Origin of the sequence: Paenibacillus luteus (genome assembly GCF_006542765.1) — a bacterium.
Taxonomy (GTDB): Bacteria; Bacillota; Bacilli; order Paenibacillales; family Paenibacillaceae; genus Pristimantibacillus; species Pristimantibacillus luteus.
In genome coordinates, this window is sequence record NZ_SKCD01000001.1 from 56,990 (window position 1) to 82,241 (window position 25,252).

Here is a 25,252-nt window from a genome sequence, read left to right on the forward strand (position 1 = left end):
GGCTGATGGAGGTGAACAAGAAAACGGACCGCGTTTTTGTATGGGGTTTCGTCAGCATTCTGCTTGCCATGCCGCTATTGTTTTTTACGCTGCCCATGCAGGTATTCTCCGTCGTAGAGAACCGCACGCTTCAGAAAGTGCCGAAGCTAACTTGGGACAATCTCTGGTCTAAGACCTTTTCCTATGAATCGGAAAGCTATGTCACCGACCATTTCCCCTTCCGCAATGAGTGGGTTGCGACGAAGTCATTGCTGGAGCAGCTGCGCCTGCAGCAGGAGAATAACGGCATATACAAAGGGTCGGACGGCTATTTGTTCGAGAAATTTAACGAGCCTAACTATACCGAGCTTGAAGAATACACAGCCGCAGTAGAGAAATTCACCCTCAATCATTTGGATACGAAAATATCTTTTTTGCTAGCGCCGACCTCCATTGGCTTATACCCTGAACGTTTACCTTGGCTCGCAGAGGCTTATCCGCAAACGGAGGTAAATAGCTTTATCGGTGAGCAGTTGCATAGCAGTCTTTCTTTTATGGACGGCTTTGATATCTTAAATGCAGCTGCTAGCAGCTCCAATCCCGTTTATTACAAAACCGATCATCATTGGACCACGTATGGCGCTTATCTCGCTTATGCCGCTTACGTTGAGCAGATGGGATGGACTCCTGCAGCCGAGACGGACTTCGACATCGAGACCGTAACAAATACGTTTCTGGGCAGCTACCATACACGCAGCCAGTTCAGCGGTTTAAAACCCGATTCGATTCAAGCCTACAAGGCCAAAAATAAGCTGGCAACGGAGATGTATGTCGCGGATACTGATCAAACTTACGAAAGCATGTACGATGAGAGCTACTTAGCCAAAAAAGACAAATACTCGTACTTTCTCGGCGGCGTTCATGCCCTAATGACGCTTCACAGCGAGCTGCCCGCAGAGAAAACCGATCTGGATAAGCTGCTGGTCATCAAGGATTCCTACGCGCACAGCTTTTTGCCTTTCCTTACGCAGCACGTAAAGGATATCCACGTCATCGATATTCGCTACTACAACGGCAGCATCAGCGAATACATGGAGCAAAACGGGATCAAAGACGTACTACTGCTCTTTAACACCACAACCTTCATGACCGAGCGGAATCTATTGAAGCTGAAGTATTAATCTTGGTCTTTGGTCTTCACCTGTAATTTAGTTTTTTTATATCATCGGTTTTCTTAATTTGTTTTAAATGGAATTTCGGCTCATCACCAAAATCAGCGCTTGAAATGAAATGGAGTTTAAAAATGGAAGGAGGCTTTCACCTCATGTTATAACTGTTCGCCAAGCTATGCAGTTGCCTTATTGTGGTTTGACCGCTGGTGCGAGCAAGGAGACACCATTAGCCATCGCAACATTCAAATCACACTGCGAACCATGCGTAGTAGAAGAGAAATCATTACGAATGACTCAATACATTATTTCTTCATCTACCCGTTTACTATTCCTGTTAACTCCTGCCTGCTGTTTGCCAATTCTTACTGTCGCCTACTGTCGGCTTAGCGATTCTGTTTCTTTTTCGCCTCGTAACGCTCTATAGCCTCTTTGGCCAAATCGCGTCCCGGCAGCTTGGAGTTAATACGAAGCAGCAGCACAATAATGAACACTAATAAAATGATAATTAAAATCCCCAGCTTATTCACCCCTTAATGGATCATTTCCTGAAGCTTTTACATGATCAAGAAAACGAGCTATAACCGGTTTATCAGGCGGGCTGAGCTCGCTTGGCAGATCGTCAAAGTCAAAGAAACGCAATTCCTGAACCTCTACGCCATCCTCGGCTAGCGTCCCTTCAAATTCCACACAGCCCATTATTTGACCTCCGCTGCAAGAGCAAAGATCTTCCGTCGCACAGCAAAATACAGGCTCCTGCCATAATAAGCGGCCTTGAACCAACGAGTTTTCTAAGCTCTTGGATATATCCCATAGTTGAGCCATCCTCTCAATGATTTCTAACCATCCTGATGATAGGTAACACCCGCGTATCTACGCTGTACTTTTGGTTATTGATAGCCGCCCTCCGCTTCAGGAAGCTTGATATATTCCGGCTTTTCCTCTACGATATCTTGGATAAATTTCCGCAGCTCCAGTACCTGCTCAGCCTCATCCGTCAAATTGCAATATTTGTCCGTCCACGTAAAGGTATTCGTTTCTCCATTAACGTTAATTTCCCACATGTCTTCGCTAAAAGGTACACGTTCGCATCCGCTCACAGCTGGCGAAAACTCCTGTATGGCCATGATGTTGATGTCTCTCATTTTCATGTATATGCTGCTTAACTCTTCTTTCGTAAACTTAATTTTAGCTGATGCTGTCCCATTCTCAATCAAATCCTTTGTAACCGTTCCTTGAAACGTGTTAATCTCGTTTTTGTTGACCGTCCCGATGCCAAAGCGAACCATGAAATTAAATGTGCTGGGCATGTCCTTCGGCATTTTGTTTGGGGCCTTAGTTGTTTCTATATGTTGATCCGTAACGGATTGTATGTTTAAGTTTGAATTGGTTTCGCAGCCGGCAGTGACAAGCAGCATCGCGAATAAAATGGCGTATAATCGTTTCAAAAGAATGCCCTCCTCTTATTTCCGCCTAGCATTTAGACGGCGATAATAGGAAATAGTTGCGCGTTTCAGATCGAAATTGCCATTTTGGGGCAATATAGCAGTAATAAATACCATAATTTCAAAAAACGGATACCCTATGGGGGAAAATGACCCTCCTGCTATGTATTAAACACACTTAATCAATTGATGCCTTAGAATGACTGACAAAACGATATGGTTTACAATATGAGGAAGTCTAAATGCATAAATTCGCTCAAGAGATTAAGAAACGATTTACTTATCGTAAAAAAAACCGGACTTTGCATCTGGAATATTAGCATATTAACTGGATATTAAAAGGAGGAAAACCTAGAATGCTTTACGATTTGCAAGGTGAAGAAAATATGGAGCCTATTGTAGGAATATTGTATTCCACTGTTAAAGAAAATAGCCAACGACTACAATTTATTACTGAAGGCATGTCGCAAGAAGAAGTAGACTACAAGGGTCCAAATAACAGCTTTAATAGTACTGCTCAGTTAATAAAGCATATTATGTATGTTGATCTTAATTGGCTTTATAGAATGAAGGGAGAGCCGCTTCCTCATTATTTAGAAGAGCAATTCGGACCCATGATAGATCCAAATAATAGGCTTCCGATGGTCCAAGGGAAGTCTTGGTACACACTGATGTCTCCTTATATTGATGTAATAGAAATGTTGAAGGATACCTGTACACGGTTAACGGATGCTGGCCTAGATAAAATTGTCACTTTTGGACATGAAAATGAAAAGCAAGCAACCATACGCTGGGGACTATGGCATATGGCTGACCATAGCCGCTATCATCAGGCTCAAATTAATCAGCTTAGAAAGTGGTATAAGGAGAGCTAAAGAAACATAGAGAACGCGAAATGTGTACATACGAATCAGAATATTATGGTTCAATAAAACAGCGGCAGCTAGGATTTTTCGTCCATGGCTGCCGCTGTTTCTTTGTATTAGGGTTAGTCGATTCCTTTATTTCCTTTATTCAGCTACAACCTGCAATGCGGTCAGTTTGTATTCAGTCTCCCCAACGCGGATCAAGCTATCAGCCGGAATATCAACCTTCTTGCCCAGGCTGACCTCCACTCGGCTAGCATACGCTTGCTCATCAACAGATCCCTCAGGAGCTGAAGCCGTAGGGTCTGATTCTGAACCAGCAGCATCAGTTGGTCTTTCCGTCTCTCCAACGTTTGTATCATCGGTCTGCGAACCTATGACAGGCGTAACAGTTGGCTGATCCTCAGGCGGCGGTGATGCAGACGGCTTCCCTGCCTGCTCTTCTGAATCCATCGGTACGATGGTTCCCGCTGGCTCAACCGTCCCCGTTGCTGTGGTTGAAACGGTAGGCAATACGGTACCGTCGGCAGCCGTTCCATCTCCAGCGGGAGCAGTTGGGCTCGCCGTATCGGTGCTGCAATTAGCCACCAGACCAAACTCTTTGTATTCAACCGCCTCTGCCCCCGGGGCCGCGATGCTTAAAACAGTAGGCTTAAAGTCAGCGCATGCTGCCGCGTTCTTAAATAAGAATACCAGGGAGGTTGTTGCTTCCGCTCCTTCAACAGCCGGATTTTGTTCCGCGAATACAACCACATCCGCACCCGGAATTTCCGTTTCATCCGAAGGCTGGATCTCAGGCAGCCCCGCTCCTTCGTTTCCGCTGCCGCCTTTGTCCGAATTGGACCACAAGAGGCCGGCCACGACCATAATAATCCCCAGCAACGCAATGGAGCTGATTACCGCCGCTTTGCCATTCCGAAAGGGAAATCGGGCTTTCGAAGAAAGCTCCCGCCCCGCCTGCTTGTATACCGCTTGAAGCGCAGGGCCTCCCTTATCAAAATGCTGCTTCCAATTCGCGCGCTTCTTAAACGCATCACGGTCATATTTGGTGAAATAGGCGACGATTGCGGTAATATACGCTGGCACAAAGCCCCTCGGGCGCATGAATTCCGGCTGCTTCTCAGACCATTGGAAGAAGCGGTACACGGTTTCCTTATTCGCAGCATTTCGATGCAAATAATCGAGCAGCGCGGTATAGTCCACAACTTCCGTATCGGAGCTGCTCAAAAACGCCAACACTAGGCGCGGCCATGCTCCTTCCTCCAATTGTTCCTCGAGCAGCCGTCTCCCTGCCTGTTGAACATCATCGATTTCCGCCGGTGACAGCCGATTAAATAATCGTTCCGACGGCTCCGGCTGCGCAAACCATTCATATAAAGCCAATAGCTTCAGCGCGGCCGTCCTTTCACGAGGGTCCTGCAGCTTGCCGTTCCAGCGCTGCAGCTGCTCCTTATGGGTGAAGAAACGGGCTGACAAGAGATGCTCTTTAGTCAATTGATCGAGATTCATCTCAGCAAGCATCTTCCGATAAAGCGCTAGCTCCAGCTCCTGATAGAACTCCGCTGCTCCTTCCAATGAGTGCTGCTTCGCTGCTCCGGCTCGTGACTCTCCTTCAATTCTGCGCAGCTGTTCGAGTACCGTATTAACCGCTGGCAGCGAATACCGCTCACGCTCCAGTTTTGACGCAAGCTGTTGGCGAGCTAGTGCTTGAAACGATTCATAGTCAAACAGCTTCGGATACGCACTTCCCCAATGCTCAATCAATTGAAGTACGCTGCCTGCTCCTGACAAGATTTGAAGTTTTCTCTCCAAATAGGAGATAAACAAGCTCCCCATCAACCTCGAATCCGCAATCAACATCCGGAAGAACGCATAGCTGAAGTCAGCATTGCTTTCTACCCCGTCATATAATGCCTCTACTGCTGCTTGGTCACTGAGCCTGCTTGCGTTGTTAAGGGCTGAGAGAAAGAAAGAGACCAGCTTGCCCTCAAAATATTTACCGTCAATCCGGTAATATTCCTTAAACACATCGACGATGAACGCATCCGGCACCTGACCTTGCCGCACGCGGTCAAACTCATAATCGAAGCGGGAAAGAAGCACATCCGACAGACGAATCTTGGCATTCAGCGCGCCGGAAGGCTGCAAGTAGTCGAGCAAGCCGCGCAGCACCACGCTTTTATGCGCTTCATACAGTGACTCGTTGCCTTCCTCGATCTGATAGATGACGCAAAGCTCATGATAGCTTGCAGCAGCGACTTTCCTCTCCACTCCCATGTCTGCTAACATCAGCTCAGCGAATGGGTAAAAGCCGTCCGCTCGCGATGGACGCTCTAAATTGTCCCATGCAAAATCCAAATACGGCTGATCCGCCCCATCCAGATCCACATTCGTAATCCTGCCGCTCGCAAAATCAAACGTATAATCCTTCTCGATGCTCCGGTCGCTAGCGCGAAGGCTCCCTTGTTCAACAAAGGTGAGATGCACGCCTTTCCTGCTTTGCGGCTCCTTCGCATACGTAATGAAGCCAAGCTGTTTCCGGTAAGCGTAAGGCAGACTCGCATAAATCACATTCAGCAATTGCATCGCTTTCTCCGGCAGCTGTACAATTGGAACATCAAGCGAGACGTAGATCTTCTTCTTGCCTCCGCCAACGGCTGTCATCACCGCATACAGCAGCTGCTTAAATGGAATCTCTCCAATATTCAGGAGCGCTAATGTCGAGCGGTAGGTTGGTTTGATCGCAGACGCCCTATGAGTCGGCAAGCTCGCCAGTTCGGCAAGCTCCGTCCCGTTCTCAATATCATATTGATCGTCGAAGGAGGCTCGCAGCCAGCTTTCATACCGGTCGGCAGATTCGTCCTCATGCCCCGCAGGTATCAAGTAGTTATGCGTAAAGAACGCGCTGCGCAGTCCTGTGAAATCCACCGCCTTGTACACGCTGCGCCCAAGGAGAATATCGCCATTGTCGAGATGAAGCAAGTGCATCGTCTCTGGGTAGGCGCTGCCGTCTTTCTCGCCGCGCGTCGCAAGCTCCGTTGGAGCATCGTAAACGCAGAACGGATGAAGCACTTTTTTGATATATGCCGGCTCCAGCCCGCTCGACTTCGCAACTGTGTCATAACCTTCCGTGGATCTGAAAATACCGCGTCTCTCCCGTGCGTACATCTGCTGCTGAATCATACTACGGGGCATGGAATCGCGCACTATTCTCTTCTCCCCTCAATATAGTTCAGCTTGTAGAGCAGCCACACGAACGGCTCGTCCACACGAATCGGGCTCACGACGGTTTGCAGCTTCTGATCCACGGGGTTACTGCCAAGGGCTGATACCGCATAATAAGCCGTATCCTTGAAATAAACGTCCATCGTCCCCTTGAACGGGCGATCGACCTTTTCGATAAATCGGCGAATTTCGCCATCAATATTTTCAAACTCGGTCAGGTTGAAATAATTGCGGTGCACCATATTGTTAAAAATATTGCTATTCGATTTGATGTATTCTCCATCTTCGTCTTTAAGGGAATGAAGCATATCGCTCTTCGTCAGCACGACGGCCGTCGGGATATCCGTTTTGTTATTTTCCTGATAGGCGATGAAATCGCCGAACATCGTCAGCACGACATCGCGCGGCTCATCATATTGGGAAACCCACTCGCCAGGCTTATCGCCGAGGTTCATTCTGATCTTCTCGCGAATCGAGCGGATCTGCAGCGGATCAACCATTAGCAGAATGCCTGCCGAGTTTTTGATATGCTGTCCGTGCAGGCCAAGGTAATCCTGTTCTACCATGCCCTCGCCCGCCACATCGAAGAATACGAGCGTAAGCGGCGGCTTGGTCTCATCCTTAAAGACAAATTGGAAAATAAACGGCTCCTGCATTTTCTCCTTCTGAGTAGAAGCAAGCAGGTCGCCACGCTCGAATAAGGGCTCCTCATAATAGGTGCGGAACTTGCGGCTGATCTCCGCGTTCAGCGGCATGCAGGCCGCATCGAAATGATCCGCCGTCGTGTTCTGAAGCGTATGGATCAAGGCAGTCATGTACACTGATTTGCCAACCTGAGATGCGCCAATAATTGAAATGATATTGCTTGGCGCCTTGCCTGCCGTTACCGGAAGCTCATTGTGGCATTTCGGGCAAAGCCTTCTGCGCGTCAGCTCGCCATACCGGTCATGCAGCCCAATCAGCACGTGATCCGAGTACACGCGGTATTCCTCCGGCACGTCAACCGGATAGAGCACCGCTTCCATGTCATGCACAGAGTCTAGGCCAAAGCGCTCACGGTACTTGTTCAGCGCCTCGTCTTCCCCGAGCGCGTAGTCCTCATCGTCCTCGCGGGAATGGGTGGCGCGAAACACAGCCTCGTCTGGCGTAAATTTGCTGAAGCAATAGGGACAGACGATGTCATAAAACAACGGCCGCTGCTTGGCTTCCGGCTTTTTCTTAAAAAGATCGAAAATGCCCATGCGATCTTCCTCCTTTATTCTGAAATTAAATCATACATTTGCCCTTGTGACCGTCCGTCGATAAAGAATAAGCGGATATAATCCTGCTTGCCTACTTCGATGGCCGGCAGCACGTTTCTTCCTGCCGCAAAAGGGGCAACGAACGGATACAGCATCCCATCCTCTTTATTCGAAGGATACCCGCCCTGCTTCTTCACGTAGCACAGCACATCCTTCGCTACCGGAACCTCCGTCGTTACCTGAATTTGAACCGTTTTGAACTTTCTGAAGAAACCGCTCTTCTCCGTTACGGAATAATATATTTTAGCCTTTCCGGCACTGATTTCGATCCGATTATTGTCTTCCTGCTGAAGAACGAGCTGCGGGCCCCCGCTGCCCTCCAGACAGGCATAGACCGTAAATACATAACGGCCAATGCCTTCAATCCGGCTGTGGTAACCATTGTTTGCCTTATATTCCGCCCGCGTATACAGCTTCGCGTTTCCGATGTCCCCGGCAAAGGAGTCCGCCTGCTCAGCAGGCGCTTTCCCGATATAAACCGCCTCGATCTCCCGCGGCCAGGTCCAGCGCAGCGTGCAGCGGTCCTCCTCCATCATCCGGGTCAGCCCGCTGATCACCGGAGTATCCTTCCCCGCTTCGATAAAACGCATGTCTATCCGCCTCCTGAATCAGTTAAAAACCATGGCTGCGGCTATCCTTCGACCGTCCGCCCATGCCCGCGGAGGGAAGCGCCGAGCCGCTGCCTTTTCTTCCGCCTCCGCGTGATTTCGTGCCGCTGTTCTCCCTAATCGGAACAATCAGCGTAAACAGCCCTATAACGGCCGCCAGCACAAGGGCAGCGATAAAGCGCCAGAACCCGTCGGTAAAGTCATGCCCCGACAAGCCATAATCCAAAATATAACCGGCAGCTATGCCGCCTACAATTCCGCCTGCGCCAAAGCTAAGCGCCAGAAAACGGTTATCAAACACCAGCCCGAGCGATACCCCGATTGCTAAGCCAATGAGAGCAAAGGCCAGAATACGCAGCAGCATGTAGAGCGTACTGTCTTCCAGCGTGCCTTTACGCTCCGTTAAGAGTGTCCGGTTATCAAGCTTTTTGTAAATGTTTTGGAAAACGAGTGACACGCCGTTTGCTTCGGTCACGTCGTAATAGCTGCCTCCCGTAGCGTCCGCGATTTGCTGCAGCAAGGCTGAGCCTCTCGTATCGACCACGCTAAGCCCTACGGTGTTAATGACAATTTGCTGCTCTTTATAATCCTCGATTTGTTGGTTAATGCTCGATTCGCTAAAGCCGTCCGAGAGCAGAATAACCATTGTACCTCGTGCGAAGCCCGTTTCACCCTGTATCGTCTTCATCGCCTCCGACAGCGCAAGTCTGAAGTCTGTGCCTCCGTCCGTCGGCTCTATGGCATCGATAGCTGCATGGATCTCGTTCTTCTTCTCCTGCGAGCTTACATTGACAAAAGGCTGGAGCAATTCCGCCGTGTTGCTGAACATGACAATCGCTACACGCTTGTCGCCGTCCATATTGTCTATCAACTGCTTAGCGGCCGTGTAGCGCTCGTTATCAGGATCAGTCTCGAGCATGCTTCCCGAATTATCGATTACGAGTACAATGTCCTTCACTTGCTTGGCTCCGCCTAAATGCAGCCCGTACAGCAGCTGAAGCAATCCGCCTACAATAAACAGCAGCACAAGCGTCGACGGCACAAGCAGTTTCCACGATAAATCCGTGTAGCGCTGTCTCCATGAATTTCCGTTCAGACGAGGCGCTATTAGCTCAGCAATTAGGCAAAATACGCCTATGCACAAAGCAAGAACACCGAAGTAGAGGCCTACCACGGCAAAACGCGGCCAAGTCTCGAGCAGCGAGCCTAGAATAACCTCGCCGATCGCAAATCCGATTGCGCCGCCGATCAGGCTGAACAATAGGAGGAGCAGGTTTATTTTTCGTTGCATGATGTAAGCATCCTTTCCGCACTTGCTAGTAGACCGCACTGATGATTCACGTAAATCGGTCAGCGAAGCTCAGGCAGAAGGGACGAATCAAGCGCATGGAATTCATACCCGTTCTGCAAATAGGTTTCGTAATAGACCTTGCCGTTCCGGTAATACATGAGGTCTTCCAAATGAAAGCCGCCCATCAGGTTCAGCTTCTCGACCCCGCTTCTGCGCTTCTCGTGCACGCAGCCCAGCTTGTAGATGCGCGAGGTATCATCAACGCCAAGCGCATAACGGATAAACTCGCTGCCACGGTCACCGAACAAATATTTTTCCTCATAACGATGCTCATGAGTGTAATCAAGCAGCCGGATATGAATCGCCGCGTGGTCCTCCAGCATCCGGTAGAGCTTCTCAAACAGCTCATCCCGCGACAAAGCCTTCCGGTTGGTGTAAGCAACCGATACGTTTGCCCGCTGCAGCAGCTCCTCCTCGAAGGTCTGGGCGAAAGGCTCCGCCGTCAAAATATGCTTGCGGCATACGTCCGCCAAACGCTCAGCGAATGCCTGACCTCCTAGCGCCAGAAGCTCTTCTATGCTGCCTATCAACCGTTCCTCAAAGAATGCGCCTTTGCCTCGCTTCTCTTCGAAATCCTTCATGGCATTTTCCGTTATTCGATCGTAATAATCGAAAATGTTCTGCCCGATATAGTCATCCGCCATCCGAATGCTCTGCAGCGCCGTTTCTTTGAGCTCCGCTTCAAGCCCGGCCATTTGAGCGACGCGAACTTGATACTCGCCGTGCAGCTGCTCCAGCTCGCCGATGAATTTCCTGTACAAGGCAAGCTCGGTTTCAAGTCGCAGCAGCTGCCACTTCATCCGATATACCGTATCGAACAAAGCTCTTGTTAGCGCGCGTAAATTTTGTTTGTCCATAAATGGCAGCCGCTTGATCTTCAAGTCATCGACCCGCAGTTCGCGGGTCCGCTCCAACTCTTCCTGGGCCAGATCGATTTCTCTCACCAAGTCGCGCATACGGGCGCGTAAAGCTGCCGGTATGCTGCCGGTCTCGTTCTTCTCGTCGCTCCACTCCGCAACCTGATAGAAGCTGATACCTGCTTGCTCCCTTAAGTTCCGGCTTACGGTTCTCCGAAGCTCCAGCGCAGCTTTTACTTCATGCAGCCGCTCTTCGGCCGCGCCCGTAAAATGCTTATGAAAGAACGCCGCGCTGCTGTCGCCGTACAAAGCGTCTTCAGCCTCGCGCAGCGTAAGGCGTCGCAATTCCTCATACCGGATGCCGCTTGTCAGGAGCCCAGCCATATCAGCTAGCAGCTCCTCGCCAGGAACCATGTCCGTCGTACGAGTCTCTATGGCTCCCGCATCCAGCCCGAAAAAGGCAAGCTTTTCCTTGCTGCCTAGCTCGGGTTCATGCTTCAGCCGCTCTGACAATTGCTTGAAGAAGTGATACAACACGGTCAAGGCAATGGAATAGCTGGGACGCTTCACCTTGGCAAGCCCCGCTGAGACGAAGCCCTGCCGGCCGGACTCGGACATCAGGCTGTTCTTGAAGGAAGAATTGTTGTAGCTGGCTTCACTTGACTGAACCTGCGCTTCCTTCCTTCTTCTGTTTTTGAGCAGGAGTACATGGCAAATGATTTCATAGTTATCCAGCATCCCATTGAGCGTCGTCATGCCGCGCTCGTCGCGATCAGACAGCAGATAAACAAGATCGAATAACGAAGACGAATGGTGATTCACAGGAATCGACAAGCCGTCTCCCGTCACCTGAAGCCGCGCGGAATACGAATAATCGGGCCGCTGCATGCCTTCCAGCTCGCGGAGAAAGCTGATGCCCGCCGCACTCGCATAACCAAATGTCTCCGATTGCTCCCGTTCATGGATCAAGCCATACAAATCCATTTGTACCGACTTGAACAGCTGCTGGAAGATCGATTGCGCAAGCAGCGATATTTCCGGGACCAATACGGTTAGCGGATCATCCACCCTCGTAATGACCGCAAGGTGCAGCCGGTCAAAGGAGGCGTAAAGCCTCCCGTAATCCGCAATGGTATCACTGACCTGCCGCAGCGCGCGGTTAAGCTCAGCCAAATGCCGCCCTTCCTTGTGGAAGGCCTCCCCAATCGCTCTGCGCTTTGTACGGTTGTCTTCCGGCCCGTCCGCAACTCCGTTAAGCGCCACTCGAATGACTTTGGCCGCCGATTGGCCCATATGCCCATCACCGGAAGTGGCTGCCGACTGCCTGCCGCTCCCAGAAAACACATGAAAATAGATGACTCCGGCGTTGTTGTCCCATTTCTGTTGGTTTGACCGGATCATCGGCTCGATGGCGTCTCCCGTCTCATCGCCGATAAACAAGAACACCGTAGGATAATGAATGCTGCTCTGATCATCCTCTAGACCGCTTAGCTTCTGTTCAGCGGCCGAATAATCGCTGGCGAATCGATCCAACAAGGCTCTCATCGCTATTTCAGCTTTCTGCGAATGTCATTAAGCTTGGTTGTCATTTCCTTATAGAAGCGGTACATCTCCTCGCCATTGGCAAGCTCTACCTTCTCGTACTCCAGACGCTCGCGCGCATCCAGGAAGCTGCCGAACAACTCCTCCAGCTTGGCCAGCAGCAGAGAGGTATCCTCCGAGGCCGTTACCTCCGTTACCCGGCGCGCGGCTTTGCGCATCAGCAGGCTGCGGTTCTTCTCATCAAGCTGGCGGAAGCTTTCGAATACTTCGAATTCGACGTAGCTGCTGCTTTTCATCAGATTGGCGAAGGGTGCCCACGCCTCCTCTTCAGGGTCACGGTCATACACATAAAGAGCACCCTTCTTGCAAATCGTCTCTGTATAAAGAGCCTCGATAAATTGATCAAGCCATTTCTCCTCGCCCTGGTGCAGAAGCAGCAATTGCTCCAGCTCACTCGCCTTCGCCGCAATAGCCTCATACTTCGCCAATTCCTCGCGAACAAGCCTTAGCTGCTCCGGAGAGCGAATAAGATTCTCCTGTGCCAGCTCCTCCGTGAAGCTTCCGAAAATATCCTTCGTCGTATCCAGCTCAAGCCCCTCGGACAACAGCCGCTTAAGCTCCGTTACCGCCCGCTTAACCTCGCCCAAATTTGGCTTTGCCGCATCAAGCTGCATATTGAACGGCTTTAACGCCTCCGACAGCTGAAACGCCTTAGTAAAGCGTACCGAATAACGGCTGCTCGTATTGTTATCGATGCCCTTCTCTACGATAATTCGGAAGCTTTCCGCTTGGACAAATTCGGCGCGTACTCTGGCGTTGTAGCTTTTTACGCGCGGATTGACGTACGTATCGCCCCATGACTTTTCCGGAATCGGGGAAGGCAGGAACGTCCAGTTGACCCGGTCAGTCTGTACCAGATGGCGCCCGATACCTTCTTTGTCCATAATTGTCCGCTCGTAGCTTTCCTCATATACCTTCAGCGGCGTATAGACGAATAAAGGCACGCCGTTTCTCGTATTCAACCAGAAAATACGGTTTTTGACCTCGCTCTCCTTAATCGTGAAGTGCGATTTGCCAATGGAATTGTTTTGATAGTTTTTGATGCCTCGCAAGATGCTAGGTGCCTGCACCGGCACCGAGACGAAGCCCCATGACGGCACATGCAAATTGCCGGAGCTGTTGCTGAGATGGAACACCGGTATGGCTTCTTCATCCAGCTTGCTGGCAATATGGCGCTCGACGAACTTCTCGATCGACTCGTCGTTGCCGTATTTCATCACGAGGAATTCTTCCATCGATTTGGTGATCAGATCACCGAATTTATCGGTCAAAAACTCCGAGATCGAGCTGACGATATCGACCTCCTGCTCCTTCACCCACAGGTTGGAATGATCGAGCAGCTCCTGCGTAAAGTCGCGGATCAGATCATCCCCGTCCTTCTTATCCATCAGGCGGCTGATTACATCGGAAATGTCCGGCACGCCGACGATATTCCAATAGTACGTTTTGTTTCCTTTGTGGTCGGCCTGCTCTTCCCCGTTCGTCAGAAGCTCGCCGTTTTTGGCGAAAATCGCATTCAGCACATTTAAAATTTCCGTAAACACGTTATAAATCCGGTTATTCTCGTTATTGAGCAGTTGATGCAGATCCTCATAAAACTCAATAAGCTGCTCCATGCGCTCTACATCGGCATGCAGCCAATATTCATTAATTTTTGCTTCTATATAATTGTTTTTCTTCTTATCCTTGGATACGAACGCGCTTTTGGCATCGCCCATGCGCTCTTCCGCCTGCTCCCGCGCCGCTTCGATTTCCCGCGGAAGCCGCGTCAAGCCCTCGCGAAGCGTCTCAATATAGGAGAGCAGCATTTTCAGCAAGCAAAAGCCTTTCTCGGTGTATAAGAGGCGTGAAACATAAAATGGCCCTTGCTCCGGATGAAGGAACGTCCTGCGAATCTGATCGGTAAACTGGCCCACGATCTCGCCTGGGAGCTGCTTCTTCGCCTTGATATATTCCTCCCGGGCACGCGCCAAAAAGTTTTGCTCCAGCTCGGTGTCCATGTTCACCGCCTGCATCTTGATCACGTTGCTGTAGCTGAGCCGCTCGCTGTTCTCGAAACCCGGCAACGGCTCCGGCACGCGCGAATCAAACGTCTTCATCATCGTTTCCAGATCGATGCCCAGCTTGCGGGCGAACTTCTCCACATCGTCCTGGCTCGGCGCCTTCTCGAACATCTTGTCCATTTTGTTAAAAAGGCGGTAAGCCAAATAGGTGGTCATTTCCTCAATCGGGAGCACCGCCGAGGAGGCGCCGATAATGTTGTAGTCGTAATTTGCCGGATACATCTTGTTCATCTGCGCAATGTTTGTCCGAATGTTGCTGATATAGTCATGAATGGCGAATTCCTCGCCGGATTGCTTCTCTTCGCTGGATATAAAGTTCGTTATATTTTCGGCCGTTACGTTCATACAGTAATCATAGGCATTCTCAAGCAGCTTGCCCTCCGCATTCGTAGCTGAGATTAAATGACAAAGGTTAAAGGGAGGCAGCGGCGAGTTCACGGACAAAATATTGCCGTACTGCTGCTTGAAGCGCTCGCCCCTGCCGTCCACGTTCATCCAGTAATCCAGTTCCTTAAGCGCAGCGTACCCGTTCTTCTTAATATACTCGCGCGTATGGTCGCTCAGGCTTTTGTTCGCGAGGTTAATATCTGGCGTGAACAAATAACCAAGCGTATTCACGCGGTCAATGCCCGCCGAGCCGTGGTCGCGTTCGATAATGCCGCGGACGATATACGAAATATCAAGGAAACAGCCGCTGCCCGTACCGCCGGACAACCCTGTAAGCAGGAACACCATCAGCTTCTTGTTCGTGCCGACGGATAACGTTTTAATTTTTTTGTCGATGCTCTGCACGACCTGATTAATCTTCGTGAACAGCAGCAGGCGACCAGCCTGGCGCACCCCCGCCGCTCCGTTCATGCCATCGGTAATGCTGAGCTCCGGGGATAGCCAGTCGGTAATATACGGCTCCAAAATGCTGCGGTTTTGCAGCAGGCCGCCTACCTCGGCGTTCGACAGCAGCACGAATTCATTGATCGGATCAAGGCCGATGCCCTTATATTTTTTGTTGCGGTCCTGCTCATTCGTTTCAAAGGCAAGAAACTCCACATTGTCGGGCTTTTCGCGTTTTCTCTTGGAGACCGGGTCAGCCGGCAGCTTAAAACGGCGGTTAATTTGGTATTTCAAGCGCAGCAGCGCATCGATGCCGGTACCGCCAAGCCCGATAATGAGAATCGGATTGTCTATCGTGTCTACCCTGATTTTCTCGCTGACAATGCCTCCGCCAAGCGAAACGTCAAGCTGCTGAATATGTTCTCTTACGATTGGTTTCATGCGTTACAACCTCCTGGGCTCTATTTAAACGAGATATTCGATAAATATCGTTTTGTCTACTTGCTTCAGCGATACCGTAATACGGTCCCCGCTCTTTAATTCGAGTTCACGGGAGGCATCTACAGCCCGGCCGGATTTCTCGATCGTGCTAGGCGATCCATTTTGCAGCACGATGCGGTCATTGCTTCCCGGCTTGAACACAATCTTCTCCGTTTCCTTCAGCTCAGGAGCGAGCTGCAGCAGCTGATGGAGCAGGAGCTTGCCCTTGAAGGCGGATAGCTTCTTGTATTGCGGCGATGTTTTGTCTCCCGTATTCTCGTCGCGGATCTCAATGACAAGCTGGCCGACAAAGCCGCGGTTCGCCTGCTTCAGAAGCCGTAATACAAAGTAGGCTGCCGCAAGCAAGATGGCAAGGCCCACAACGCCCAATATAACAGGAACTAGCGGAAACGCCTTCTTAGGCTCAGCGGCCGGTTCTGACGGCGTCGTCGCCGGACCACTGCCCTTCGCCGTTATCGTAACCGCGTCCGTCTCCCGGAAGAAGCTGGCTTCCTCGGCCTTTACTTTGATCTCGTAGTCATGCTTCTCGGCAATTTTGTACGTCCCTGCAAAATGGTCGCCCGCATTGTCCATCGGAATTTCCTCGGTCTTGCCTGTATCCAAATCTTTAACGAGCAAAACGGCGCTCATGTTGCTGTATTGCGTCTGATCCTCCAGCTTTTTCCCGCCGCTCACAAGATAAGAGCTGAACTTCACCTCATCGCCCTTCGAATAAGACGTTGAGGCAAGCGGATCAAGCGCCAAGCTCAAATCGTAATTGAATACGAGATTGATATCGATTTTGTCACGGTTCACGCCCTTCACCTGCAGCGTCCAATCGCCTTCCGTCGGCGAGAGCAGCTTAAGCAGCGAGTAGCTCTTCGACTTCGACAGCAAAACCTCATCGGACGGGATCGGGACTTCTTTGCCCGAAGGGTCAAGCAATTTGGCCTCTACCGGCTTCGTTGACATGATGGAGATGTTGGCCTCCAGCACATTCGCGTTAGGCACCGATATTTTCACGTTCTGATAGCTGCCGTCCGCCGTGAAGGAATCGACCGGCACAACGTTTAGCTCCAGATGGCTCGCGAATATTTCACTGAGTATCTTAGGCAGGTCATCTGCCGAATCCGTTGCGAACGACTTGCCGCCGGTATCATCCGACAGCTTCGCTAGCGCCGCTTCATTCAGCTTGCCATCGGCATTGAGCCCGATGGTATAAATTGGGACGCCGCTGTCCTTCGCTTCCTTCAACGCCTTCTCCATGTCTGCATCGGATTCTGACTGCGTCCGGCCGGAGCGTTTGTCGAAATCGTTATTGCCATCCGCCAGCAAAATAATCATCGGCTCATGCGCCGGATCGGCACCATCGGCCAATATTTGCACGGCTTCCTTAACCCCAACCGATATATCCGTATAGGCGCCGCGGTTCAACTGATCAATAAATCCTTTTAGATTTTCCTTGTCCTTGGCTGACTGGATTTCAAGCAGAGCCTTCTCTCGCTGGATTTGGTCCGTATAAGCAACGATCCCGACCTGATCGCCCTGTTTGGGCAGCATATCGATAAACATCTTCATCGCTTCATTGCCGATTTTGCTTGGGTCGCTTGTGCTCATCGAATTGCTGACGTCAAGCACCAGCACCGCATCGATTTGTGAAGCACCCTGTGCCGCGTGAGCGGTGGTAAGGCTGGCAAGGGGCAGCAGCAGCACCGCTGCGGCCAATATGAGATGACGTGTCATACGTTTGAGTGAATTCATGGTTTCTTACTCCTTTACTTGGGGACAAGCTCGTCTACCGTGCTAGTCCAATAGTCACTGTTAGTCACTGCTCCCCCTATGGTGATATACTATGGAATGAGTATACCTGATAGATTCCCAGAAATCACTATTACTGTAAGAGAGGAACAGCCTATGGTTACATACGTCTGTCTTGGACTATTGTTTCTTTTTGTCTTGGTCAAAGCCCTTGGCTACCGTGCGCAGGGGAAGCGTGCCCTGTCTCACGAGCAGCTCGATAAGCTTGTCTTCTCCATTCTGAAAAGCAGCGGGCAGCGTGACCGCGAATGATGAAGAAGCTGCCGGTACTACTTAACCCTTATATTAAAACACGCCACCCTTATAATAAGCTTAAAATTTGCAGGCGCTGCAATTACTTCACGGTTCTTGGCGATACGGAGTGCCCGGCATGCGGCAAATCCGCCTTGCAAGACGTGGAGCAGCGAGCTTCTGCCTCCCTAACCAAATCGGCATGGATGACACGTCTTATTGTCGTTCTTATCGCAAGCGTAGGCATTGTTCTTAGCCCTTCCACGCTGCATACTATTCTCATCAGTGCAGGAGGCATGGTGCTACTCGCTCTATTATGGACGATGCAAAGACGCCTAACCCCTGCACTTTTACGGCGGAAACTCGAAAAATTATTTCTCAAGGAGGCTTACTCCCTCGCCGCAGGCCTCGCCAATGACCGGGAAACGGCTATCAAAGTGTTCCATGACGGCGATAAACCGCTTGCTTTCGAAATGCTGCGCGAGATCGGCGCGCTCGTCCATACCGACCAGCTGCGCGTGGAACAAATTTTGCTGCTGCAATCCTTTATTTTGCGCAAGGACATGGACCTGATGCTCGACCCGCTCCTGATGGACCATTTTAACCCTGACCTTGTCGAATACATCGGCGAGCTTGCCAAGATCAGGCGGGACCTGATCAAAGAAAATGCATTCCGGTACATACTGCTGCATGAAGCCCATATCCTGAAAATGGAGCATGGAGAGAGCATTCTTATCGGAGTGGCCGGCGCGGCTGTGCGAATGAAGCGGTACCTCTTGCTGTATCCGTACCTGATCATGCGCTATGCGGACAGGCTTCCGAAAGACCGGTTCCTGAGGCTTTACCGTATGGTTCAGGCGAGCCCTGGGGCGTTCACTATGCCGCTATATGAAGAAGTCATGAGCGTTTACAACGAAAAATACAAATGGGACGAAGACTTCCAAGCAACCGGTAAACCGCGTGGATAATTGTTCAAACGAGCACGAAACAAAAAAACGGCGAGCACGCATGAAAATCCATGTCTGCTCGTCGTTTTTTTCAAAATTTCATTTATAAAATGTCCCTTTTCTCTACGTTTCGAATGGCTAAATACGCGACATACGCTCCGATGAGAGCCAAAGTGATCGGTATAATTATGAACGAATATAAAGTAATGTCTCCAAAATATTGGCATACAATCACTACAATAAGGAATGAAGACAGGATGGTCGCAGGTCCTGAATAGCTTCGCATGCCGAAGTACAAAGGAATCAGGCTCATGATACTAGCTGCAACCGTGTTCATTACGATGCCTGCGGCATGCTGTTTAATGACGGGCCAAAAGGAAGCATCGGGAACTATAGGTGAAATGGAATGAGCGATTGCAAAACCGAGCGTTACGAAAACAAGCGAGACGATCATTGCGCTAAAGGTAAAAAGAACAATTACAAGCAGCTTGGCTATCATGATTTTTTTTCGATTGATCGGGTACAAGAACATAACCGTCATCGATTTGCTTTTAAATTCCCCTATAACCATCGTCCAGATCAGCACCGACGCAAACACAACAAACGTCGCCCGCACAAACGTTTCAATCAGGGACAGCACCCGCTCAAAATCAGTAAAGGAAAGCTCTTTTTCAATTTCGGAAGTATAGCCAATTAAAAGCAAAAGCCCCAGAATGATCACATTCGCAATGAGAGCGCCCCGGATATAGCCGCTTAATTTAAATTTGCGCAGCTCCAATTTCATCAGCTTAAGCACGGTATTCGCCTCCATGCAGCAAAGTCAGGAAATAATCCTCAAGCGAGCTGTTTTTCTTCGTGATGGATTCAATATTCATATTTCTTAAGATTAAAGCTTTCGTGATTTCGCTTTGTGGAATAGAAGCTCCATACACCCGAATCACGCGCTCGTCGATCACCCGCAGGTTAGAGATGCCAAGATCATTGGAGAGCACATAGGCAGCTTGTTTACAGTCATTCGTTGTGAGCTCAATATATTCCGTATTTTGCGCCCTCACCTGCTCCATAGAAACCTCTTGGATCAGCCTGCCATGATTAACAACGCCGATCGCATCCGCCACCTGCTCAATTTCGCTTAACAAATGGCTGGATATTAGAAGCGTGATGCCATACTGCTTGCTTAGCATTTGGAACAAATCTCGTAGCTCCTTAATGCCCATCGGATCAAGGCCATTAATCGGCTCGTCAAGAATCAACAGCTCCGGCTTCGTAATCATGGCTCTAGCTATGCCAAGCCGCTGCTTCATGCCAAGCGAGAAGTGCTTCACCGCTTTATTGTCAATATTGCTCAGCTTAACGAGCTCCAGCACCTCGTCAATCGCTTTTTTATTCGGATAACCCATATATTCGCAATGCAAATCCAGATTTTCTTTGGCTGAGAGCTTGCCGTAAAAGATCGGATATTCAATAATCGATCCCATTCTCCCCAACATGCTATAGGAAGCATCCGTTATTTTCTCTCCGAATAATACAACCTCGCCGCTCGTCGGCTTAACCAGATTCGTCAGCATTTTCATAATCGTCGTCTTGCCTGCGCCGTTTGGGCCAAGCAAACCGTAAATGTCGCCCTTCTGGATGTTCATGCTGACGCCCGATACAGCTTCCTGCCCGTTAAACGTTTTTGTTAATTGATGCGTTTGTACAATATAAGTCATATCTGTTATCCCTCCACCCTCTCAATACCTTCATATTAAAGGCTGAAGTCCACTTTTTTCTTACCCCATTCTTACTTGTTTCTTAAGCACTAATATTGAATTCGCTTTAACCGGATAGAAAACACGGTTTGCTCATGAGGCTTGCTAAAGAGCGTAACCGTTCCCCCTATCGCTCTTGCCAGCCGCTTCGTAATCGCAAGACCGAGGCCGCTGCTCGGAGAAGTCGGATTTCGCGAGTCCTCAAGCGTATATAATCGTTCGAATACACGGTCCTGATGCTGCTCCGAAATGCCCTTTCCATGATCCAAAATTTCGATTAGCGCGAATTCCTTTTCTGTTCTCAAGGTCAGCCCGATGACTTTCCCGTCTCCGCCGTGCTGGATCGCATTGGAGAGCAAATTGTTCAGCATCCGGTTCAGCGCGGCTTCATTTCCGAGCACAAATATAGCTTCATCCGGAATGGCGACACGAACGTCAAAGCCTTTGTTCGTCAGAATCTCATAAAACGCCAAAATATTTTGCCGGCATACCTCATTGATATGAACACGCTCGATCGGCATTTGCTCATCACCCGACTCCAGCTTGGACAGATCAAAAAACTTATGGATCAGCTCCAGCAGCTCGAGCGTCTTCTTGTATACCTTTGCCAGCAATTCTTCTCTTTCTTGAGAGGACATCAGCGGATCGAGATGAATGGTTTCGATATAACCGAGAATAACGGTTAGCGGCGTTCGCAGATCGTGCGAGACATTGGAAATCATTTTTTTCGTCGCCATTTCCGTTTTTTCATAAGCTGCTGCCCTTTTTCGGGCATAGTCCAGCAATTGGTTGATTTCTACCAGCAGCGATTGCAGCTCCCGATCATTGGTAAACAGCAGCAGGCTTTCTCCGGTTTGATCCTCCATCACTTGCTTTAGCTTTCCTTGCAGTTGCTGAATATTACCGCTTCTTGTTCGGCTCGCCAGGTACTGGAATACGATAATGGCCAATAAGATGCCAATCACAACAAGCAATAAAATAACCATATCAGGTTCCTTCCCATTTATAGCCGATTCCCCACAGCGTCTTGAGAAACTGAGGGCTCGAAGGCTGATCCTCAATCTTCTCCCGAAGTCTGCGGATATGCACATTGATGACATTCTCGTCTCCATAATAGCTGTCATGCCAGACGAACCCGTAAATTTGTGCTTTAGTAAAAACACGTCCGGGATTGGTCACGAACAGCTTTAGGATCTCAAACTCCTTGGCGGTCAGCCTCAGGTCCTCGCCATCTTTCATAACCGAGAAGTTGTTCAGGTCAATACGCAGCGATTGCCAAGAAATGATATTGGAAGCAGCTGCTTGCGGCATTGGCGCTTGGCTCGAATATTTGGTTGCTCGCCTAATGGCAGCCTTCACTCTTGCTGAAAATTCAATAAGCGAGAAAGGTTTGGCGATATAGTCATCCGCTCCAAAGCCAAGTCCCAGCGCTTTATCCACGTCGCTGTCCTTGGCCGACATCATAAGCACCGGCACGAGGCTTTTTTCCCGAATCAGCTTCACGACTTCCAAGCCATCCAGCTTCGGCATCATAATGTCCAGGATAATGAGAGCATAATGGCCATTTCTAAATTTGGACACGCCTTCTTCCCCATTAAAAGCTGTGATGACGTCATAGCCTTCTTTTATCAAATGGTTTTGGACCATTTCGACGATCGAGAGGTCATCTTCAACCAATAAAATTTTTTGATGCATGCTGCTCATACCCTTCATGTAAAAAAGTGGATATAATTAACTATTCTGAATTGCAATTTATCTTTTTAGACACTCTGCCGTCTCTCAAAATAAATCCAACTGCTCGACCACCGGAGGAGGAGGCTCGTTCGGGTCCCCGCCATCGGGGCGAGCAAGCCCGAGCAGTTCCATCAGGCGCTTTGCATTCTCTGCCGCGTCTCCGCCGGAGTTATTGTTGAAGATGACGTGGACATGCTCGCTCTGCTGCTCCAGCAGCCTGAGCTTGTTTGCCCAGTCCATCATTTCCTCGTCGCTGTAGCGATATAAATAACGAACCTCCCGCCAGTTCGGGGTGCTGGCCTGATTCCAGCCGGACACGTTCCGGCCATGGAACCGAACAATCGTCGCCTGCGCATCCGTTGCCCGCAGCACCGTTGGCACCGATCCGATCCCTGCCTGCGGCTCATCGCAGACGCTGTGCTGCCACTGCTCCCGCTCCATAAAGGCAAGTGTCTTCTCCCTGTACTCATCGGTGAACCAGCTTTGGTGCCGAAATTCGAGCGCGCACGGAATGCCGCTCATTCGCGCTTTGGTTTCCCTCAGCACCCTTACATTCTCTTGCGTACAATCAAACCAGGGCGGGTATTGAAACAATGCTGCCGTCAAACGGCCAGCCTCTATAACTGGCTCCAGCATCCGGCGAAAGGCCGTATACATCTCATTAATCTCCCGAGCGGGAATGGTAGGCCCTCGCTGATGGCCCGTCATTCCCTGATAAGCCTTCACTATAAAATGAAGCGTTGCGGGCGTATCCTCCAGCCATTTGACGAACCGCTCCTGTGATTGGATCGCATAGAAGGTGCTGTCCACCTCCACCACCGGAAAATGCTTTGCGTATTGCCGCAGCTTGCTTCCTGCCTTTGCGCCTGGGACATACAGCCGATCATGGTCGCCCCAGCCTGCCAGTCCGATATGTATCGGCATAGTCCCCCTCCATTTCTTCCGCTGCTTCTTCCTTATTATACCTAACCTTCGCATACCAAGCCAAAACGCCTTCGGCGTCCTTTAGACGCTGAAGTAGCTTGGACGGTGAAATATAAGCCCTTTATAAGCTAACAAACTTATACATTCTTATATTTGAAAAAAAAGCAGTCCTGCCGTAAGCCCCATGAGCCTACCGTAGAACTGCTTTCCTTGTCTTCTCTTGCCTCATTCAACTATAAATACCGATACTCCGAAAAAGAAGCAGCTTGGCCGCAATAAATGCCTAGCTCGTCCACCACATTCCAAACCGTCGCGTTTACAATATAAAACCGCCGCCCCGTGCTTGAAATGCGAATGCCCGTGTAGTTGTCGACGTAGCCGTTCGCGGTCACCGCCTCAAAGAAACGATCCCGCTCCTGCCTCTCCATGGGTTCGGCCGTAAGCCTTGAAGGTGTCTGAGTGAACGTATCCCATTCCATTTCCCATAATTCAAGCCCAGCTGCATTTCCGTAATTGAGAACGGGATCCGGCTCGGTTCCATGCGAGAGAATGACCGTCGGCACCTGGAAGAGCTGCTCCCGCAAATCGGCTTCCGCTCTCAGCACAAGCAGCTCTTTGCCGGTCCATTTGCGATAGCTGCCGAGCAGCAGGCTTGCATGTGCCTCCGTAGCGCCAGCACCTGTCAGCGGTAGTTGCACATTCTATTCCTCCCCTGTGTTTCGCTTCCTTTTATATATCACGGGGGGAGGCCCATTGTCTAGCGATCGCTTTCATGCCCGCCGCAGCCGCCTCTATGCGCGGTTAAGCTTACGCAAGCGCAGCAGCGCCGTCAAAATAATTAAAAACGCTACAAGAGCCAGCATTGGAATCGTAATAAAACCAAACCAATTCAAATAATCGCCCTGGCAAGAGACTGGGCCGCAGGCCGCCAAAGGCGAGTCATGCGGCAGCTTCTGCAGTATTGAATGATAGAGTGAGAAGCCTCCCCCTATAACAACTAGAGGCAGCGTGTAGGAGACGATGCCCGTATCTCCTTTGGCATAGGCAATGCCGAGCAGCAGCGCCAGCGGATACATGAAAATACGCTGAAACCAGCAAAGGCTGCACGGGGCAAAGTGCATGACCTCGCTTAAATACAAGCTTCCCGCAGTTGCTAGTACGGCAGTCGCCCAAGCCAAAAACAGCCAAAACGATTTTTTCTTGTCTACTTGTTCTTCCAGATCGTTCGCCTCGCCTTCCTAAATGAGCTCTATCTCTCATTTTCGCTCAAAGAAAGCAGGCTTGGCATGACTCGAAAGGGCTATCCCCTATGAAAATCCGGTAAACTTTCTTCTAAAATGACACTGCTGTGCTGCTCGCCCCATTAAGAGGATAACTTCCAGCTGCCCGCCTGCTGCTGAATCGTCCACAGCCGTATATCTCTATAATCATACTTTACCTTTCCACGTGCCTTCCCTCTTGTTACAATAACAGCAGCAAGTATCTCCTCCATGAAAGTTGGCCAGCATGATGAACATTGAACGAGCCGCAGCAGAGCATATCACTTCTATTTGTGAAATAGACAGCCTCGTTATCGGCTCAAGAAGCCGAGAACAGCTGCTTATGGAAGCTGTCGCCAAGCAACAATGCATCGTAGCTATAGAAAAGGAAACAGTCATCGGCTTTGCTGTCTTTGATGCCTCTTTTTTCGACTACGACTACATTTCGCTGTTGATTGTAAATCCCTCGTTTAGAAGAAGAGGCGCAGCGAAGGCGCTCATCCAATATATCGAGAGCCACTGCACAACCGCCAAGCTGTTCACCTCGACCAATGAGTCCAATGCAACGATGCAGCGCGTTTGCGAATCCGTTGGTTTCGAGCGAAGCGGCATCATCGAAAACCTCGATGACGGCGACCCGGAATGGATTTACTTCAAGCCCATTCCCACGCGATCCTACGACTAAACGTTGCTTAGCAATACTTAAGAATAGAACTGTTATTCCTGTTCTTTTGGCGTATGCAGCAGCTAGCTTTATATCCTGCGTTACGGAACGCAAAAAAAATCTGCTCCGCTGCGAATCCATCCACAG

At 50.0% G+C, this 25,252-nt stretch carries 23 protein-coding genes; 5 read left to right on the forward strand and 18 right to left on the reverse strand.

Going from position 1 to position 25,252, the window contains the following annotated elements; translation table 11 throughout:
- The first annotated feature begins 11 nt into the window (after nt 1-11).
- Entirely contained in the window at nt 12-1,160 is a 1,149-nt protein-coding gene (locus E0496_RS00235) for a DHHW family protein (RefSeq protein ID WP_141499635.1), read from the forward strand.
- Between the two features lie 374 nt (nt 1,161-1,534).
- On the opposite strand, the gene E0496_RS35460 is transcribed toward E0496_RS00235, so the two are convergent.
- The 3 genes from E0496_RS35460 to E0496_RS00245 all read right to left on the reverse strand — a co-directional run bounded on the left by E0496_RS35460 (nt 1,535) and on the right by E0496_RS00245 (nt 2,596).
- Nucleotides 1,535-1,678, reverse strand: a complete 144-nt coding sequence (locus E0496_RS35460) for a hypothetical protein (RefSeq protein WP_161601264.1) — start codon at nt 1,676-1,678, stop codon at nt 1,535-1,537.
- Nucleotides 1,671-1,847 carry an NUDIX hydrolase gene (locus E0496_RS37050; RefSeq protein ID WP_338325806.1) on the reverse strand — a complete coding sequence of 59 codons (177 nt, stop codon included), beginning with the start codon at nt 1,845-1,847 and terminating at the stop codon, nt 1,671-1,673. The genes E0496_RS35460 and E0496_RS37050 overlap by 8 nt, the downstream gene beginning before the upstream one ends.
- Nucleotides 1,848-2,038: 191 nt before the next feature.
- Entirely contained in the window at nt 2,039-2,596 is a 558-nt protein-coding gene (locus E0496_RS00245; RefSeq protein WP_141499636.1) for a hypothetical protein, read from the reverse strand.
- Nucleotides 2,597-2,949: 353 nt separating this feature from the next.
- Here E0496_RS00245 and E0496_RS00250 point away from each other — a divergent pair, with 353 nt between their 5' ends.
- Nucleotides 2,950-3,468, forward strand: coding sequence for a DinB family protein (locus tag E0496_RS00250; RefSeq protein WP_141499637.1), 519 nt, complete (start codon nt 2,950-2,952; stop codon nt 3,466-3,468).
- A 135-nt stretch (nt 3,469-3,603) separates the two neighbouring features.
- Here the strand turns inward: E0496_RS00250 and E0496_RS00255 are convergent, their stop codons facing one another.
- From E0496_RS00255 to E0496_RS00285, 7 genes are read right to left on the reverse strand one after another with little or no spacing between them, the layout of a single operon-like run.
- Entirely contained in the window at nt 3,604-6,654 is a 3,051-nt protein-coding gene (locus E0496_RS00255) for a GAP1-N2 domain-containing protein (RefSeq protein ID WP_206669681.1), read from the reverse strand.
- An 11-nt stretch (nt 6,655-6,665) separates the two neighbouring features.
- Nucleotides 6,666-7,925: a TRAFAC clade GTPase domain-containing protein gene (locus E0496_RS00260; protein WP_141499639.1), complete on the reverse strand. Its 1,260-nt coding sequence runs from the start codon at nt 7,923-7,925 to the stop codon at nt 6,666-6,668.
- Nucleotides 7,926-7,939: 14 nt separating this feature from the next.
- Nucleotides 7,940-8,575, reverse strand: coding sequence for a beta-mannanase (locus E0496_RS00265; RefSeq protein ID WP_141499640.1), 636 nt, complete (start codon nt 8,573-8,575; stop codon nt 7,940-7,942).
- Nucleotides 8,576-8,597: 22 nt separating this feature from the next.
- Nucleotides 8,598-9,884, reverse strand: coding sequence for a vWA domain-containing protein (locus E0496_RS00270; protein WP_175597989.1), 1,287 nt, complete (start codon nt 9,882-9,884; stop codon nt 8,598-8,600).
- Between the two features lie 59 nt (nt 9,885-9,943).
- Entirely contained in the window at nt 9,944-12,346 is a 2,403-nt protein-coding gene (locus E0496_RS00275; RefSeq protein WP_141499641.1) for a transcription initiation factor TFIID, read from the reverse strand.
- Nucleotides 12,347-12,348: 2 nt separating this feature from the next.
- Nucleotides 12,349-15,738, reverse strand: coding sequence for a tubulin-like doman-containing protein (locus E0496_RS00280; RefSeq protein ID WP_141499642.1), 3,390 nt, complete (start codon nt 15,736-15,738; stop codon nt 12,349-12,351).
- Nucleotides 15,739-15,762: 24 nt separating this feature from the next.
- Nucleotides 15,763-17,520, reverse strand: a complete 1,758-nt coding sequence (locus E0496_RS00285) for a vWA domain-containing protein (protein ID WP_241674481.1) — start codon at nt 17,518-17,520, stop codon at nt 15,763-15,765.
- Nucleotides 17,521-17,691: 171 nt separating this feature from the next.
- Here E0496_RS00285 and E0496_RS35465 point away from each other — a divergent pair, with 171 nt between their 5' ends.
- Nucleotides 17,692-17,847 (forward strand): hypothetical protein, encoded by a 156-nt coding sequence (locus E0496_RS35465; RefSeq protein WP_161601265.1) that lies wholly within the window; start codon nt 17,692-17,694, stop codon nt 17,845-17,847.
- A complete protein-coding gene (locus E0496_RS00290; protein WP_206669682.1) occupies nt 17,847-18,794 on the forward strand; it encodes a hypothetical protein in 948 nt (315 codons plus the stop codon). Before E0496_RS35465 ends, E0496_RS00290 begins: the two co-directional genes overlap by 1 nt.
- Nucleotides 18,795-18,876: 82 nt before the next feature.
- Here E0496_RS00290 and E0496_RS00295 read toward each other — a convergent pair whose 3' ends face one another.
- From E0496_RS00295 to E0496_RS36795, 8 genes are all read right to left on the reverse strand, one after another.
- Complete coding sequence (locus E0496_RS00295) at nt 18,877-19,569, reverse strand: ABC transporter permease (RefSeq protein ID WP_141499645.1); 693 nt, start codon at nt 19,567-19,569, stop codon at nt 18,877-18,879.
- Entirely contained in the window at nt 19,562-20,485 is a 924-nt protein-coding gene (locus E0496_RS00300; RefSeq protein WP_139993020.1) for an ABC transporter ATP-binding protein, read from the reverse strand. The genes E0496_RS00295 and E0496_RS00300 overlap by 8 nt, the downstream gene beginning before the upstream one ends.
- An 89-nt stretch (nt 20,486-20,574) precedes the next feature.
- Entirely contained in the window at nt 20,575-21,510 is a 936-nt protein-coding gene (locus E0496_RS00305) for a sensor histidine kinase (RefSeq protein WP_141499646.1), read from the reverse strand.
- A gap of 1 nt (nt 21,511) precedes the next feature.
- Nucleotides 21,512-22,219 (reverse strand): response regulator transcription factor, encoded by a 708-nt coding sequence (locus E0496_RS00310; RefSeq protein ID WP_141499647.1) that lies wholly within the window; start codon nt 22,217-22,219, stop codon nt 21,512-21,514.
- A gap of 84 nt (nt 22,220-22,303) precedes the next feature.
- Nucleotides 22,304-23,182, reverse strand: a complete 879-nt coding sequence (locus E0496_RS00315) for a DUF72 domain-containing protein (RefSeq protein ID WP_141499648.1) — start codon at nt 23,180-23,182, stop codon at nt 22,304-22,306.
- Between the two features lie 233 nt (nt 23,183-23,415).
- Nucleotides 23,416-23,880 carry an MEKHLA domain-containing protein gene (locus tag E0496_RS00320; protein WP_141499649.1) on the reverse strand — a complete coding sequence of 155 codons (465 nt, stop codon included), beginning with the start codon at nt 23,878-23,880 and terminating at the stop codon, nt 23,416-23,418.
- A 93-nt stretch (nt 23,881-23,973) separates the two neighbouring features.
- Nucleotides 23,974-24,402 carry a disulfide oxidoreductase gene (locus E0496_RS00325; protein ID WP_141499650.1) on the reverse strand — a complete coding sequence of 143 codons (429 nt, stop codon included), beginning with the start codon at nt 24,400-24,402 and terminating at the stop codon, nt 23,974-23,976.
- Between the two features lie 143 nt (nt 24,403-24,545).
- Entirely contained in the window at nt 24,546-24,674 is a 129-nt protein-coding gene (locus tag E0496_RS36795; RefSeq protein WP_277755818.1) for a hypothetical protein, read from the reverse strand.
- A gap of 17 nt (nt 24,675-24,691) precedes the next feature.
- Between E0496_RS36795 and E0496_RS00330 the strand changes: the two genes are divergently transcribed.
- Nucleotides 24,692-25,126 (forward strand): GNAT family N-acetyltransferase, encoded by a 435-nt coding sequence (locus E0496_RS00330; protein WP_141499749.1) that lies wholly within the window; start codon nt 24,692-24,694, stop codon nt 25,124-25,126.
- Nucleotides 25,127-25,252: the final 126 nt, after the last annotated feature.